This window comes from Rhodosalinus sp. (genome assembly GCF_046542825.1).
Lineage (GTDB): Bacteria > Pseudomonadota > Alphaproteobacteria > Rhodobacterales > Rhodobacteraceae > Rhodosalinus.
The window spans coordinates 1-14,489 of record NZ_JBKHAQ010000073.1; the positions used below are offsets into that span (position 1 = coordinate 1).

General features: G+C 70.2%; 14 protein-coding genes, 1 pseudogene and 1 riboswitch. Of the genes and pseudogenes, 6 read left to right on the forward strand and 9 right to left on the reverse strand.

Annotated features, from left to right (window positions below; translation table 11 throughout):
• Positions 1 to 1,631, reverse strand: a 1,631-nt coding sequence (locus ACLFOB_RS10300) for a Y-family DNA polymerase (protein WP_410915980.1), incomplete at its 3' end; no start/stop codon positions are given.
• 292 nt (positions 1,632 to 1,923) lie between these two features.
• Positions 1,924 to 2,199: an I78 family peptidase inhibitor gene (locus tag ACLFOB_RS10305; protein ID WP_410926020.1), complete on the reverse strand. Its 276-nt coding sequence runs from the start codon at positions 2,197 to 2,199 to the stop codon at positions 1,924 to 1,926.
• Between the two features lie 120 nt (positions 2,200 to 2,319).
• Here ACLFOB_RS10305 and ACLFOB_RS10310 point away from each other — a divergent pair, with 120 nt between their 5' ends.
• The 3 genes from ACLFOB_RS10310 to ACLFOB_RS10320 all read left to right on the forward strand — a co-directional run bounded on the left by ACLFOB_RS10310 (position 2,320) and on the right by ACLFOB_RS10320 (position 5,141).
• On the forward strand, positions 2,320 to 3,447 hold the full coding sequence (locus tag ACLFOB_RS10310; protein ID WP_410926021.1) for an S-(hydroxymethyl)glutathione dehydrogenase/class III alcohol dehydrogenase: 1,128 nt from the start codon (positions 2,320 to 2,322) through the stop codon (positions 3,445 to 3,447).
• 4 nt (positions 3,448 to 3,451) lie between these two features.
• Complete coding sequence (locus ACLFOB_RS10315) at positions 3,452 to 4,357, forward strand: ACT domain-containing protein (RefSeq protein WP_410926022.1); 906 nt, start codon at positions 3,452 to 3,454, stop codon at positions 4,355 to 4,357.
• 61 nt (positions 4,358 to 4,418) lie between these two features.
• A complete protein-coding gene (locus tag ACLFOB_RS10320; RefSeq protein ID WP_410915984.1) occupies positions 4,419 to 5,141 on the forward strand; it encodes an NYN domain-containing protein in 723 nt (240 codons plus the stop codon).
• A 46-nt stretch (positions 5,142 to 5,187) separates the two neighbouring features.
• On the opposite strand, the gene ACLFOB_RS10325 is transcribed toward ACLFOB_RS10320, so the two are convergent.
• The gene (locus tag ACLFOB_RS10325; RefSeq protein WP_410915985.1) at positions 5,188 to 5,841 is read right to left on the reverse strand and encodes a TetR/AcrR family transcriptional regulator; all 654 of its coding nucleotides are present in this window, start codon (positions 5,839 to 5,841) and stop codon (positions 5,188 to 5,190) included.
• Between the two features lie 134 nt (positions 5,842 to 5,975).
• Here ACLFOB_RS10325 and mbfA point away from each other — a divergent pair, with 134 nt between their 5' ends.
• On the forward strand, positions 5,976 to 6,950 hold the full coding sequence (gene mbfA / locus ACLFOB_RS10330) for an iron exporter MbfA (RefSeq protein ID WP_410915986.1): 975 nt from the start codon (positions 5,976 to 5,978) through the stop codon (positions 6,948 to 6,950).
• Here the strand turns inward: mbfA and ACLFOB_RS10335 are convergent.
• The 3 genes from ACLFOB_RS10335 to thiB all read right to left on the reverse strand — a co-directional run bounded on the left by ACLFOB_RS10335 (position 6,947) and on the right by thiB (position 10,203).
• Entirely contained in the window at positions 6,947 to 7,639 is a 693-nt protein-coding gene (locus ACLFOB_RS10335; protein WP_410915987.1) for an ATP-binding cassette domain-containing protein, read from the reverse strand. The genes mbfA and ACLFOB_RS10335 overlap by 4 nt on opposite strands.
• Positions 7,626 to 9,137, reverse strand: a complete 1,512-nt coding sequence (locus tag ACLFOB_RS10340) for a thiamine/thiamine pyrophosphate ABC transporter permease ThiP (RefSeq protein WP_410926026.1) — start codon at positions 9,135 to 9,137, stop codon at positions 7,626 to 7,628. The genes ACLFOB_RS10335 and ACLFOB_RS10340 overlap by 14 nt, the downstream gene beginning before the upstream one ends.
• A 76-nt stretch (positions 9,138 to 9,213) precedes the next feature.
• Complete coding sequence (gene thiB / locus ACLFOB_RS10345) at positions 9,214 to 10,203, reverse strand: thiamine ABC transporter substrate binding subunit (protein WP_410926023.1); 990 nt, start codon at positions 10,201 to 10,203, stop codon at positions 9,214 to 9,216.
• Between the two features lie 48 nt (positions 10,204 to 10,251).
• Positions 10,252 to 10,351: riboswitch (TPP riboswitch) on the reverse strand.
• Between the two features lie 232 nt (positions 10,352 to 10,583).
• Between thiB and aroC the strand changes: the two genes are divergently transcribed.
• Entirely contained in the window at positions 10,584 to 11,687 is a 1,104-nt protein-coding gene (aroC, locus tag ACLFOB_RS10350) for a chorismate synthase (RefSeq protein WP_410926024.1), read from the forward strand.
• 3 nt (positions 11,688 to 11,690) lie between these two features.
• Positions 11,691 to 12,638: an AEC family transporter gene (locus ACLFOB_RS10355; RefSeq protein ID WP_410915990.1), complete on the forward strand. Its 948-nt coding sequence runs from the start codon at positions 11,691 to 11,693 to the stop codon at positions 12,636 to 12,638.
• Here ACLFOB_RS10355 and ACLFOB_RS10360 read toward each other — a convergent pair.
• The 3 genes and pseudogenes from ACLFOB_RS10360 to ACLFOB_RS10370 all read right to left on the reverse strand — a co-directional run.
• On the reverse strand, positions 12,635 to 13,519 hold the full coding sequence (locus ACLFOB_RS10360) for a DMT family transporter (protein ID WP_410926025.1): 885 nt from the start codon (positions 13,517 to 13,519) through the stop codon (positions 12,635 to 12,637). The two genes, ACLFOB_RS10355 and ACLFOB_RS10360, sit on opposite strands and share 4 nt — an antisense overlap.
• Positions 13,520 to 13,697: 178 nt before the next feature.
• Positions 13,698 to 13,985, reverse strand: a complete 288-nt coding sequence (locus ACLFOB_RS10365) for an HU family DNA-binding protein (RefSeq protein WP_410915992.1) — start codon at positions 13,983 to 13,985, stop codon at positions 13,698 to 13,700.
• A gap of 139 nt (positions 13,986 to 14,124) precedes the next feature.
• A pseudogene (locus ACLFOB_RS10370) lies at positions 14,125 to 14,489 on the reverse strand (AMP nucleosidase); the annotation flags it as partial.

The window sequence follows — 14,489 nt, forward strand, 5'->3', positions numbered from 1 at the left end:
GCAAAGGCCCCGTGACAGAACCAGCCGGGCGACATCGCGGCACCGTGGGCGTAGTAGAGCCACAGCCGGTCGCCCTCGGCGCAGGTGACGCGCCAGTAATCGCGCTGCCCGGTGCGCCAGTCGGGATCGTCCAGCCACCATTCCGGGGCGATCCGCTCCGGCCCCTCGGCCGCCGCCACGCTCAGGTCGCGGCCCCGCCAGCGGAAGCGCGCGGGCGGGGCGGGATCGTCCGGCGCGCCCACCGGTTCGGGCCGCCACAGCAACAGCGGGCGCGGCGCGGGCGGGCGCGGCCAGGCCTCGCGGCAGGGCTCGGACCAGGCGGCGGCGAGCGTGGTGGCGGTCTTTTCGGGGATGTGGCTGTCGGCGGGGTGGCGGCGGGTGATCGCCTCGAGCCCGATGCGCGCGCCCATCCGTCCAATCAGGTCCGCCACCGCGTCTTCGGGCGCGGGCGTGCGCATCGCGCGCTCCGAGGCGTCGAGATGCCCCGCCGGGCGGCGCGGCGTGAGCGGTTCGGTCTGCACCGCCTCGAGCCGCAACATGTCGATGCCGAAGCCCGCGTCGATCCCGCCCACCTTCAGCGCAAGGACCGGGCGGATGCGGTCGGGATCGTCCGAGGCGCGGGCAAGGCCCACCTCCACCACCTCGGTCGCGTGATCGCTGCGATGCGCCTCGAGCCGCAGCCGCCGGGCGCCGCGCCCCGCCTCGCGCAGCCGTGCGCAGACCCGGTCCATCAGCCGGTCGAGCCCGGCCATGATGTCGGCCTCCAGCCCGATGGGATCGGGCAGCGAGAGCCGCGCGGCGAAGGTCCGGGGCGGCGGCGCGGGCGAGACGGGCTCTGGCGCCGCGCCCAGCGCCTGATCCAGCCGCGCCACCAGGCCGGGGCCGAAGCGGCGGGCAAGCGCCGCGCGCGGCTGCCCCGTCAGGTCGCCGATGGCGCGCAGGCCGAGGCGGGCAAGCTGCTCGGCCACGTCCGGTTCGATCCGCAGCGCGGCGACCGGCAGGGGGGCGAGCGCGCTGCGCGTCTGCCCCGGCGGCGCGATGCGCCCGCCGTTCTTCAGCGTGCCGCCGCTTTCCCTGCGGCGCCTGGCGGCCTTCGAGCGGGTCGCGCGCGCCTCCTGCTCGATGGCGTCGCCCGAGCGGGTGGGCACCGGACCGCCGCCAGCGTAACGCGCCAGTGCCCAGGCCGCGCCCTGGGTGTCGGCGATGGCGCAGCGCATGGTCAGGCCGAAGCCCGCGCAGTCCTCTGCCAGCCGGTCGACCAGCGCCGCTTCGCCGCCGAAGAGATGCGCGCAGCCGGTGATGTCGGCCACCAGCCCGTCGGGCGGCGCCTCGGCCACCCAGGGGCTGACGCGCCCCGCCCAGCGCCGGAGCGCCGAGAGAAATGCCGCCTCGGCCGGCGGGCTCGCCCGGCGCGTGACCAGATCGGGGCAAACCGCCATCGCGTCGGCCAGCGGCTGGCCGCGGGCGATCCCCGCCGCCTCGGCCGCGGCGGAGAGCGCGGCCACCACCTGCCTTTGCCGCTCGTCCCGGACGACGGCGAAGGGGGCGTCCGCCTCCGCCGCGCCAAGGCGCAACAGGCGCTCGGCGGCGAGCCGGGGAAACCAGATCGACAGGATGCGGCGGGCGGGCATCGGAGGGCAGCAAGATGTTCGCTATTTGTTCAGTCCGGGTTCTAGAACGCCGAAAGAGCGGAGTCGAGTCGCGCCGACACGCCTTCGCCGCCCGCCAGCCCGTGCCGGGCGCGGAAGCTTTCGACCCTGCATTTTCCAACGCTCCGAGAGCATCCGGGCAACGCCAATTCCGCCGCGATACCAGCCCCCCGTCGCTGCCTCTGCGGCACCCGATCTGCCGCGCCGACCCGCGCAGGCACACCCCCCGGGGGACGCCCGCCCGCTCGCGGCACGAGGCGCTGCGCGCCCCCTCTCAGCCGCAGCGCATCTCCTGGATCAGCCCGCGCGGGCCGATGCGCACCGTCAACCGCCCGGGCAGATGCTCCATCGTCACCGCCTCGCCCGGCCGGACGATGCGGGTGGATTCGGGCAGGGGCACCTCTTCCAGTTTCTCCGCGGGCTCGCCGATCAGCACGGCAAGGTGCTGCGCGTCACAGGGTGCGAGGTCGCCCCCCTCGGCCTGCACGACCGCGCAGGCGGCCAGCGCGGGCAGCGCGGGCAGCGCGAGAGCGGCAAGGATACGTGGCATCGGATGTCTCCTTGTGCTGACTGCGGCCCCTGTCGCGAAGCTGCGCCAGAGGTCCGTTCCCGCGTTGCAAACGCACGCAGGCTGGCGCAGGCTCCGCCGCGAAACAGGATGGAGACATGCATGCGCACCAAAGCCGCCGTGGCCGTCGAGGCCGGAAAGCCGCTGGAGATCATGGAGGTCGAACTCGACGGGCCGAAACCCGGCGAGGTCATGGTCGAGATCAAGGCCACCGGCATCTGCCACACCGACGAATTCACGCTGTCGGGCGCCGATCCCGAGGGGCTGTTCCCCTCGATCCTCGGCCACGAGGGCGCGGGCGTCGTCGTCGAGGTGGGCGAGGGCGTGACCAGCGTGAAGCCGGGCGACCACGTCATCCCGCTCTACACGCCGGAATGCCGGGCCTGCCCTTCGTGCCTCAGTCAGAAGACGAACCTCTGCACCGCGATCCGCTCGACCCAGGGGCAGGGGCTGATGCCGGACGGCACCTCGCGCTTCCGCACGCTCGACGGCGATATCCTGCATCACTACATGGGGTGCTCGACCTTCGCCAATCACACGGTCCTGCCCGAGATCGCGGTGGCGAAGATCCGCGAGGACGCGCCCTTCGACAAGGTCTGCTACATCGGCTGCGGCGTGACGACGGGCGTGGGCGCCGTCATCAACACCGCCAAGGTCGAGATCGGCGCCAAGGCCGCGGTCTTCGGGCTGGGCGGCATCGGACTGAACGTGATCCAGGGGCTGCGGCTTGCGGGCGCGGACATGATCATCGGGGTGGACGTCAATCCCGACAAGAAGGCCAAGGCCGAGTATTTCGGCATGACGCACTTCATCAACCCCAACGAGGTCGAGAACGTCACGCAGGAGATCGTCAACCTGACGAAGACCAGGGCGGACCAGATCGGCGGCGCCGACTATTCCTTCGACTGCACGGGCAACGTGCAGGTGATGCGCGCGGCGCTGGAATGCACGCATCGCGGATGGGGCGAATCCGTCATCATCGGCGTGGCGCCAGCGGGGGCCGAGATCTCCACCCGGCCCTTCCAGCTGGTGACGGGGCGTGTCTGGAAGGGTACGGCCTTCGGCGGGGCGCGCGGGCGGACGGATGTGCCGAAGATCGTGGACTGGTACATGGACGGCAAGATCGAGATCGATCCGATGATCACCCACACCCTTTCGCTCGACGAGATCAACAAGGGCTTCGACCTGATGCACGCGGGCGAATCGATCCGCTCGGTGGTCGTCTACTGAAGCCATGCGTGGACCGGTCCGCGACACCGCCGCGATGATCGCCGGCATGGCGCCGGTGCTGCGGCAGGGGCGCTTCGCCTTTGTCGAGACGCAGGACGCGGCGCTGCTCGCCCGTGCCTTCGCCGTGGTGCGCGAGGACGAGGGCACCACGGCGATCCTGCCGGTCGGGTTGGCGGCTGACGCGGGCCTCGACACGTCGCTGCCGATGGCCTGCATCACGCTGACGGTGCAGTCCGCGCTCGACGGCGTGGGGCTGACGGCAGCGGTATCGCAGGCCCTCGCCGCGGCCGGCATCCCGTGCAACGTGGTGGCGGGCGCCCGGCACGACCACCTCTTCGTGCCGGCTGCCCGGGCCGAGGCGGCACTGAGCCTCCTGCAGCGCCGCGCCGCGCCCGAGGTGCCGCCACTGCCCGATCCCGTCCCCGGCATAACGATCCGGCCCGCCACACCGGCCGACGACGACGCGATCTGGGCCATCCTGAAGCCGGCGATCGAGGCAGGCGACAGCTTTGCCGCCGATCCGGGAGGCGGGCGCGCGGGCGCCTTCGCCTACTGGCGGCCTCCGGGCGCCGAGAATTTCGTGGCCGAGATCGGGAGCCGCATCCTGGGCACCTGCTACCTCAAGCCCAATCACGCCGGCGGCGGCGCGCATGTCGCCAACGCCGGCTACTGCACCGCGCCTGAGGCGCGGGGCCGTGGCATCGCGCGCGCGCTGCTGGCGCATTCGCTGCAAGAGGCGCGGTCGCGCGGATTCGCCGCCATGCAGTTCAATTTCGTGGTCGAAACGAATACCCGTGCCATCGACACATGGGTGCAGGCGGGTTTCGATGTGGCAGGCCGGCTCCCGGGCGCCTTTCGCCACCCGAGGGAAGGCCGGGTGGATGCGCTGGTGATGCACCGCCGTCTCTGAGCGTGCATTGTGCCCGCGCGCCGGATGCGCGATTGTGGCGGTCAGACCAAGCGGAGGCTTCATGCCCAGTGACGACCGGACCCGACTGCTCGCCGTGCTGATCGACGCGGACAACGTGCCGGCGAAATACGCCCGCGCGATCCTGAAGGAGATCACCAAATATGGCGAACCCGGCCTGCGCCGGGTCTACGGCGACTGGTCGAACCAGCGATTGTCGGGCTGGACCCGGACGGCGCAGGAGCTGGGCCTTGTCCAGCATCAGCAGACCTCGAACACGAGGGGCAAGAACGCCAGCGACATCGGCCTCGTGATCGACGCGATGGACATCCTGCATGTGGGGCACTTCGACGGCTTCGTGCTCGTCTCCTCCGACAGCGATTTCACCCGCCTGGCCAGCCGCATCCGCGAGCAGGGACTGACGGTGATCGTCATCGGCGAGGCCAAGGCGCCGGATTCGCTCAAGAACGCCTGCAATCGCTTCGTCGCGATCGAGAACATCTACGAGGACGAGAGCACGCCGGCACAGGAAAAGGCGGCCGAGAAACTCACCGGCTCGTCGCTTGCCGCGGCGCGCAACCTCTTCTTCGACGCGATGGAGAAGCTCGACGCCGAGGACGAATGGTTCCCCCTCGGCCGCATCGGCCAGCAGATCCAGGCCGACCACCCGGATTTCGACACGCGCACCTACGGCAAGCGCAAACTCTCGGATCTCGTGGCCGATCTGAAGGTCTTCGAGACCAAGCGCGGGCCGAACAACCAGCTTCTGGTGCGGCGCGTGGACTGACGAAGATTTTTCGATCGAAAAATCTTCTTCTTGCCTCCGGTCTGCGTCACGATTTTTCGGACGAAAAATCGTGACGCCCGTAGCGAGCCAGGAAGGTCTCGACCGCGCCGTCGATCACGCGGGCGATCTCGGCCTCGGGGAAGTTGCGGTCGATGCCGAACATCAGCCGCGGCCACAGGTCCGCCTTGCAGAGCTCGGCGAACTGGTCCGCGGCGAGGTCGAAATCGCGGATCTGCAGCTCGCCGCGCGCCGCGGCATCCTGCAGGTAGTCCTTCATGCGCTCGCGCAGCAGCGCCGGTCCGCTCTGGTAGAACTCGCGCCCCAGTTCGGGAAAGCGGTCCGCCTCCGCCAGACAGATGCGGAACACGCGCTGCCCGAAGTCCGACAGAAGAAAGGCCATGATTCGCGTGGCGGCAAAGTGCAGCACCTCGCGCGGCGGCGCGGCAGGGTCGATCATGTCGCGCGATTCCTCGGCCTGCCGGGCGCATTCCAGCCGCGCCACCTCGAGAAACAGCAGCCGCTTGTCGGCGAAATAGCTGTAGAGCGTGGCCTTGCTGACGCCTGCCTCGCGCGCGATGGCATCGACACTGGTGCGCTCGTAACCCTCGCTCAGGAAGACGCGGCGCGCCCCATCGATCACCTGATCGTACTTGCGGCCCTTCTGCGCAGGGCTGCGCGCCGGCCGGGCGGGTGCGTTCATGCAGCGTCTCCTTCGAGAGGAATATAAACCGAACGGTTCAGTACCGGCAATGCGTGCCGGGGGCTTGCCGTTCCTGCCGGACGCATTATTCTGGAATTATTCTAATTCTAAGGTAGAGTTCCAAGGATGATGCGATGCGCTTTTTCAGCCAGCGGCGACACTTCGGCGATCTCTCGGAGCGCGAGGTGCTCGCGCTCGCCATCTCGTCAGAGGAGGACGACGCGCGTATCTACCGCTGTTACGCCGAGCGGCTGCGCGCGGATTATCCTGACACCTCGCGTGTCTTCGAGGGCATGGCCGAGGAAGAGGATCGCCACAGGCAGCGCCTGATCGCCCTGCACGAAAAACGCTTCGGCCCCACCATCCCGCTGATCCGGCGCGAGCATGTGGCAGGCTACCATGCCCGCCGTCCCGTCTGGCTTGTCGAGACCCTCGGCATCGAGCGCATCCGCGACGAGGCGGCGATGATGGAGAAGGAGGCAGAGCGTTTCTACCACCTCGCCGCGCAGCGCGCGTCCGACGCCGAGACGCGCAGGCTGCTGGGCGATCTCGCGGCTGCGGAGGCCGCGCATCGGCATGTCGCCGGGCGACTTGCCGAACAGCATCTTGACCAGGATGCCAGCGCGGCTGAGGAGCGCACCGCGCGGCGCCGCTTCATCCTGACCTGGGTCCAGCCGGGGGTCGCGGGCCTGATGGACGGCTCGGTCTCAACCCTTGCGCCCATCTTCGCCACCGCTTTCGCCACGCAGGACACCTGGACCACCTTTCTGGTGGGCCTCGCCGCCTCGGTCGGCGCGGGCATCTCGATGGGGTTCACCGAGGCCGCCTCGGACGACGGCCAGCTCTCGGGGCGCGGCTCGCCCGTCAAGCGCGGCCTCGCCTCCGGCGTCATGACCACGCTGGGCGGGCTCGGGCACGCGCTGCCGTACCTGATCCCCGCCTTCTGGATCGCGACGAGCATCGCGGTGCTGGTCGTCTTCGTCGAACTCTGGGCGATCGCGTGGCTGCAGAACCGCTACATGGATACGCCCTTCTTGCGCGCGACCTTTCAGGTCGTGCTGGGCGGCGCGCTGGTCCTCGCTGCGGGCGTTCTGATCGGCAGCGGCTAGCCCAGGTAGGCGCGCAGCGCAGGCGGCGGGTCGGCGAAGAGCCTCGCGGTCTCTGCGGGGGCCTCCGCGCGGCCCTCCACAACCAGAACGACGCTGTCCGCGATCCGTCGCGCATCCTCCGGCGCGTGGCTGACCATCAGAACGCTTGCCCCCTGCTCGCGCGCGAGGGCGGCCACGAGGTCCAGCATCTCGGCCCGCTGCGCGGGGCCCAGGGCGGCGAAGGGTTCGTCGAGCAGGAAGAGCGGCTTTCGTTGCAGCAGCACGCGCGCGAGCGCGACCCGCCCCTGCTGCCCGCCGGAGAGTTGTGCGGGCCGGCGCAGGCCCAGCCCGGGAAGACCCACGCGGGCCAGTGCGTCCTCCACCGCGCGCGTCTGCTCTGTCGTCAGCCGCCGCTTCGGCGTCAGTGCCAGCGCCACGTTTTGCGCGGCCGTCAGATGCGGGAAGAGGTTGTTGTCCTGAAACAGCATCGCCACCGGCCGCGCGCCGGGCGACAGGTCCGTCAGGTCGCGTCCCTCCCACAGCACCCGGCCCGACGCGGGCGCCAGAAACCCTGCGACGGCGTCCAGCAGTGTCGACTTGCCGCCGCCCGAGGGGCCGATAACGGCGGCAATGCTCCCGTCCGGCAGGCTCCAGTCCGCCGTCATGCGGAAGCCCTCGCGCTCGAGGACCAGCCCCTCAAGCGTGAGCAATCCGGCCTCCACGGTCGAAGACCCAGAAAAGCGCGAGGCTCATCGCCAGCAGCAGAAGCGCGGCGCTCGCCGCGGCCTCCATCCGATAGGCGCCCATCAGGCGATACATCTGCAAGGGCAGCGTCGCGCGCTCGGGGTCGGCGAAAAGCGCGATGACGCCCAGATCGCCCGCCGACAGCGCCGCGGTCAGCCCCGCGGCGAAGCCCAGCGGCCGGCGCAGGCGCGGCAGCGCCACGCGGGTCCAGAACCACCGACCCGTCAGCCCGAGCGACAGGCAGAGCCGACCGTAGTCCGCGCGCAGCGCCTCCAGCTCGGGGCGCAGCACCCGCAGGGCGAAGGGCAGCGCCATCAGCGCGTTGACCGCCGCCGTCACCGGCAGCGCGGCATCGCCCGGCGCGACCGCGGGGCGCAGGATCAGGAAAAGCCCGGTGCCCAGCACCAGCGGCGAGACGGCGATCGCCGAGACGGCCAGCACTTCGCCCCCGCGCGAGGCGAGCGGCAGGGCGAGCGCAAGGGTCAGCGCGGTCGAGGCAAGCGCCACGCTCAGCGAGAAACCCGCCGCGCGCCAGACCTGCACCGGCAGGTCGGGCAGCCCCGGCAGCCCGCGCACCACGATCATCGCCAGCGGCAGCAGCAGGAAGACCGCCACCAGCGTCAGCCAGAGCGCATCCTGCGCCCGCAGCCAAGGGCGGTCCGCGTCCCAGCGCGGCGTCACACGGTCGAGCCCCGCGCCCATGGCGGAGGGCAGCGCCAGCCGCGCGGCCAGCGCCGCCGCGCCCGCGGCGAGCACCAGCTGCACGACCGACAGCATGGCGGCGCGGCCCAGGTCGAAGTCGAAGCGGAACGCCTGATAGATCGCCAGCTCCACCGTCGTCGCGCGCGGCCCGCCGCCCAGCGTCAGCGCCACCGCGAAGCTGGACAGGCAGATGACGAAGATCACGACCAGCGCACCGGGCACCGCGCGGGCGAGCATCGGTGCCTCCAGCAGGCGGAACACCGCGCCCGGCGGCAGGCCCAGCGTCGCGGCCAGCCGGAAGCGTTCTGCCGGGATGGCGAGCCAGCCCTGCAGGATCAGCCGCGTGGCGAGCGGCAGGTTGAAGAACACATGCGCCAGCACCACGCCGTGCAGCCCGTAGATCGAGAGCGGCGGCAGACCGGCAAGCCCCAGCGCCCGGCTGGCCAGCCCGTTCTGACCGAAGACCGCGAGCAGGCCCAGGACCGCCACGACCACCGGCAGGATGAAGGGCGCGCCCAGCAGCGTCACCAGCGCGCCGCGTCCGCGAAAGCGCCGCCGCGCCAGCGCGCGCGCCGCCGGCACCGCCAGCGCAACCGACAGCAGCGCCGAAAGCACCGCCTGGGTCAGCGAAAAGCGCACGGCGGCCCAGTCGGCGGGGCCAAGCCACCCCGCGCCGCCCGCGCGCCAGAGGACAGCGCCAAGCGGAACGACAACGGCGATGGCGACCAGCGCCATCGCCAGCCGGGCCAGCGGCGCGGGCATCCCCAAGCGCGCCGCCGTCCCGGGGCTCACGGGCTTGGCGGGCACCGGGCGCGTGGTCAGCCCCGGCGCCTGAGCCTCAGCGGGAGAGGGCGTCACGCCATTCCTCGAGCGCGGCGTCGCGCACTTCGGCCGCCTCCTCCGGCGCGAAAAGCAGCGCGGTTTCGGGGACCGTCAGCGTCTCGAACCCCTCTGGCAGGCCGGAGGGCGGCGTGACGGCGGGATACATCCAGTTGGTCGTCGGGATCGCCGACTGGAATTCCGGCCCCGTCATGAAGTCGAGGAACTGCCGCGCCAGGTCGGGCTGGTCGCTGCCGGCCAGCATCCCTGCCACCTCGACCTGCATGTAATGCCCCTCGTCGAAGGGGGCGGCGGCCTTGGTGGGGTCGTCCTCCGCGATCAGGTGATAGGCGGGCGAGGTGGTGTAGCTCAGCACCATGTCGGCCTCGCCCTCGAGGAACAGGCCGTAGGCTTCGGACCAGCCGGGGGTGACGGTGACGATGTTGTCGGCCAGCCCCTCCCAGATCGCGCCGGCCTCGTCGCCGTAGGCCATCTTCACCCACATCAGCAGGCCAAGGCCGGGGGTCGACGCGCGCGGGTCCTGGATCAGGATGCTGGTATCGCTCTCGGCAAGCTCGCGGAACGAGCCGGGCGCATCGAAGCCTTCACCGTGCACGAAGGCGAAGAAGCCCCAGTCGAAGGGCAGGAATGCCGGATCGGTCCACTCCACCGGCAGGTCCAACTCGGGCGAAAGCCCGTGTTCGGCGAAGAGCCCCGTCTCGCGCGCGGCGTGCACCAGGTTGGTGTCGAGCCCGAGGACGACATCGGCCTCGGTCCTTTCGCCCTCGAGCCGGATTCGCGACAGAAGCGCGGCGCCGTCGCCCGCGGCGACGAGGTTCAACTCGCAGCCGCAGACCGCCTCGAAGGCGGGCTCGATCTGCGGGCCGGGTCCCCAGTCGGAGACGAAACTGTCGTAGGTGTAGACGGTGAGTTCCGGCCTCTCTTCGGCCGTCTGGGCGCCCGCGGCGGCGCCGGTCGTCAGTCCCGCGGCAATCAGAAGGGCTCGCATGGTCTTGCTCCTTTCGTTGCGACGGGCGGAGCAAGTCGGGGGATGGGTTTCGTGTTCCCCTACCTTCCCTCCGCCGGTCCGAACCGGGTCAGGTTCAACGGGTTCGCCTGCGCATCTCAGCCCGTGTGGGGCACCCCGAGGTAGACGGAAGGCTAGTCCCGCGGCGCGCCGAGGGCAAGGGGCGCGTCCCGTCGGGCCGCGGCGGGGGCTCTGCCCCCGTCGCGCGGGAGCCGCGCGACTCCCCCGGGGTATTTCCGGCAAGAGGAAGACACGGGCGCAGGACGGGCCCCCGCGCGCTCCGGCGCCGCGCCTGACGGCGGGCGAAACGGGTTGTGAGCGGCGCCCCCGGGGGCTAGACCGCGCGCCAGAGGAGAGCGGCGATGAGCCTGAACACCTTCGGTCACGTGTTTCGCGTCACCACCTGGGGTGAAAGCCACGGTCCCGCACTGGGTGCCGTCGTGGACGGGTGTCCGCCGGGCGTGCCGCTGGCGGAGGCCGATCTGCAGGTCTGGCTCGACCGCCGCAAGCCCGGCCAGAGCCGTTATGTCACCCAGCGCCGCGAGCCCGACGCGGTCGAGATCCTGTCAGGCGTCTTCGAGGGGCAGAGCACCGGCACGCCGATCCAGTTGATGATCCGCAACGCGGACCAGCGCAGCAAGGATTACTCGGAGATCGCCGACAGGTTCCGCCCCGGTCATGCCGACATCGCCTATTGGCAGAAATACGGCATCCGCGACTATCGCGGCGGCGGGCGGTCCTCCGCGCGCGAGACGGCCGCGCGGGTGGCGGCTGGGGGGGTGGCGCGCGCGGCGCTGGCGCAACTGGCGCCGGAGCTCTCCGTTCGGGGCTACATGGTGCAGATCGGTCCGCACCCCATCGAGCGCGACCGCTTCGACGCGGAAGAGATCGCGCGCAACCCCTTCTGGTGCCCGGATGCGCAGGCGGCGGCCGGCTGGGCCGACTACCTGGACGGGTTGCGCAAGTCCGGCGACAGCGCGGGCGCGATGATCGAGGTGGTGGCCCGCGGCCTGCCCGCGGGCCTTGGCGCGCCGGTCTACGCCAAGCTCGATGCCGACCTTGCCGCCGCGATGATGAGCATCAACGCCGTCAAGGGCGTGGAGATCGGCGAGGGGATGGCCGCCGCCGCGCTCACCGGCAGCGCGAACGCCGACGAGATCTTCATGGGCAACGACGGGCAGCCCGCTTACGCCTCGAACCACGCGGGCGGCATCCTCGGGGGCATCTCCACCGGGCAGGACCTTGTGGTGCGTTTCGCGGTGAAACCCACCTCGTCGATCCTGACGCCCCGGCGCACGATCACCACGGCCGGAGAGGCGACCGAGATCGTGACGAAGGGGCGGCACGATCCCTGCGTCGGCATCCGCGCCGTGCCCGTGGCAGAGGCGATGATGGCCTGCGTGCTGCTCGATCATCTGCTTCTGGACCGGGCGCAGACGGGGGGCGCGCGGGGCCCGATCGGCTAGCCCTTGCTGGAAATCCTCGCCATCACCTTCCCGATCTTCGCGCTCGTGGCGCTGGGCTACGGCTCTGTCCGCTTCGGCGCCTTCCAGCCTTCGGACATGCGGGCACTGGGGCTTTTCGTGATGAACGTGGCGCTGCCCGCGCTGCTCTTCAACGCGGTGGCGGGCCGGTCGCTGACCGAGACGCTGAGCCCGGCCTATCTGTCGATCTTCCTGGCCGGGGGACTTGCGACCATCGTGGTCACCTGGATCTGGCACACGGCCCGCGGCACGCGCCCGGCGCGCAAGGCGATCGCCGTGATGGGCTCCACCTGTCCCAATTCGGGCTTCGTCGGCTATCCGCTGATGCTGCTGCTGCTGCCGGACGCGGCGGGCATGATCCTTGCCATGAACCTTGTCATCGAGAACTTCGTGCTGATCCCGCTGACCCTGTTGCTGCTCGAAGGCTCGCGGCCCCGGACCGGCGCCGGCATCGGCAGGGAGCTCGGGCGGCTGATCCTGGACGTGTTGCGGCGTCCGATGGTTCTGGGGCTGATCGCCGGGGTGGCCGCCTCGCTCGCCGGTCTTTCCTTGCCCTCGGGGTTCACGCGGCTTCTGGACCTTCTGGCGCAGTCCACAGGGGCCATCGCGCTCTTCGTCATCGGAGGCGCGCTGGTGGGAACGCCGATCAGGGGCAACCGGATGCTGGCGGCCGAGATCGTCGCCGGCAAGCTGCTCGTGCATCCGGCCCTGACCGCGCTGGCACTGGTGTTCCTGCCCATGGCCACCGGCCTGCCCCTCACCAACCCCGATCTTCAATTGGCGGTGATCCTGTCGGCTGCCATGCCGATGTTCGGCATCTACGCCCTGCTCGCGCAGGACTACGGGCACGAGGGCATCGCCTCGCTCGCGCTGCTGGGGGCGACGGCGGGCGCCTTCTTCACCCTGACCGGGCTTCTGGCACTGCTGAGCTAGGGTCTCGCCGCCTCCGCGACCCGTCGTTTCGAAAGCTGCACGGCGAGGATGCCGAGGGCGATCACCGTGACCCCGAGGATGTCCAGGGGCCCCAGCCGCTCGCCCAGCAGCAGCGCCGCGATGGCCACGCCGAGGAACGGGTTGAGGAAGTGGAAGGTCGCGGCCTTCACCGCGCCGATGCGGTGAACGAGCAGGAACCACACCAGCGTGGCTGCCAGACCCGGCACGAAGATCGTGTAGACATAGGCGATACCAAGCCGCCAGGACCAGTCTATCGCGACCTCTTCCAGCAGCAGCGCGAAGGGCAGGAGCGCCACCGCGCCCACGAACATCTGCAGGCCCACGACCATCAGGAAGTTGCCGCCGGAACTGACCCCGCGCATCGTCAGCGTGGCCACCGCCAGCGCCAGCACGCCGATCACGCAAAGCACGACGCCGAAAGGATCCGCGCCGCCCTGGAACCGGGCGCCCATGATCATGGCCACACCCGCGAAGCCGGCAAGAAGCCCGGCGACGCCGAGCGCCGGCACCCTTTCCCCCAGAAAGAGCCAGCCGAAGACCGCCACCAGAAGCGGCATGGTCGAGGCGATGATCGCGGCGAGCGAGGCCTCGACCGTCTGGAAGGCGACCCAATAGAGACCAAGATAGAGCGCGTTCTGGCAGATGCCGAAGACAATCGTCGCACGCCACTGCGGCGCCGTCAGGCGCCAGCTCTGGCCAAGGGCCCGCGCCAGCGCCACGCCGATCGCGCCGGCGATGAAGAAGCGCAGCGAGAGGGCGGTGAGCGGCGGCGCGGCGGTCGAGATCACGCGCCCGGCCGTGAAGGCGGACGACCACATGAGCGCGAAGGCGAGTCCCATGCCGATCGCGCGAACGTCCATGCCCTGCCTCCCAAGCGTCGCGCGATGGGACAGAAAATCTTTCGATCGAAAGATTTTCGGATCTCGCGCCGGAAACGAAGAATTTTCGTCCGAAAATTCTTCTTGCCGCGATGCCACGGGCCGCCGGAAATGAAAAGGGCCGCCCATGGGCAGCCCTTTTGCCGGAAACCGGGACGGATCAGCCGTTCGCGCTGTCCTTCAGCGCCTTGGCGATGGTGACCTTCACCTGCTTGTCGGCGTCCTTCTTGAACTGCTCGCCCGTGGCGGGATTGCGCACCATGCGCTCGGGACGCTCGCGCAGATAGAACTTTCCCACGCCCGGCAGGGTCACCGCGCCGCCCTCGGACACTTCGCGCGTGATGACGTTGCAGACCGCGTCGAGCGCCGCGCCCGCGGTCTTCTTGTCGCTGCCCATCTCCTCCGCAAGCGCGGCCACAAGCTGGGTCTTGTTCATCGCCTTGGCCATTTCTGGTCTCCCTTCGCTGCCCCTGATGCTTGGGCCTCATTGGCCCGTTTTAACTGCATATGGGTATCAAACACAACAAATAGTGGATTTTCGCAAGGCCAAACTTGCAAAAGTGGTGCGGGGCGGCGCCCTCGCTGCGTTACAGGAAACCGGTCTCGTCGAAACTGCGAAGCTTCCGGCTGTGGATTCGTTCAAGCGGCATCGCCGCGATCAGTTCCATCGCGTGCACGCCGATGCGCAGGTGACGGGCCACCTGCGTGGTGTAGAACCCGGATGCCATGCCGGGCAATTTCAGCTCTCCCTGCAAGGGTTTGTCCGAAACGCAGAGCAGCGTGCCGTAAGGCACGCGAAAACGGAAGCCGTTCGCGGCGATGGTCGCGCTTTCCATGTCCAGCGCGATGGCGCGGGACTGGCTCAGCCGCTGGACGGGACCGGTGTGCTCGCGCAATTCCCAGTTGCGGTTGTCCACGCTGGCGACCGTCCCGGTGCGCATGATGCGCTTGA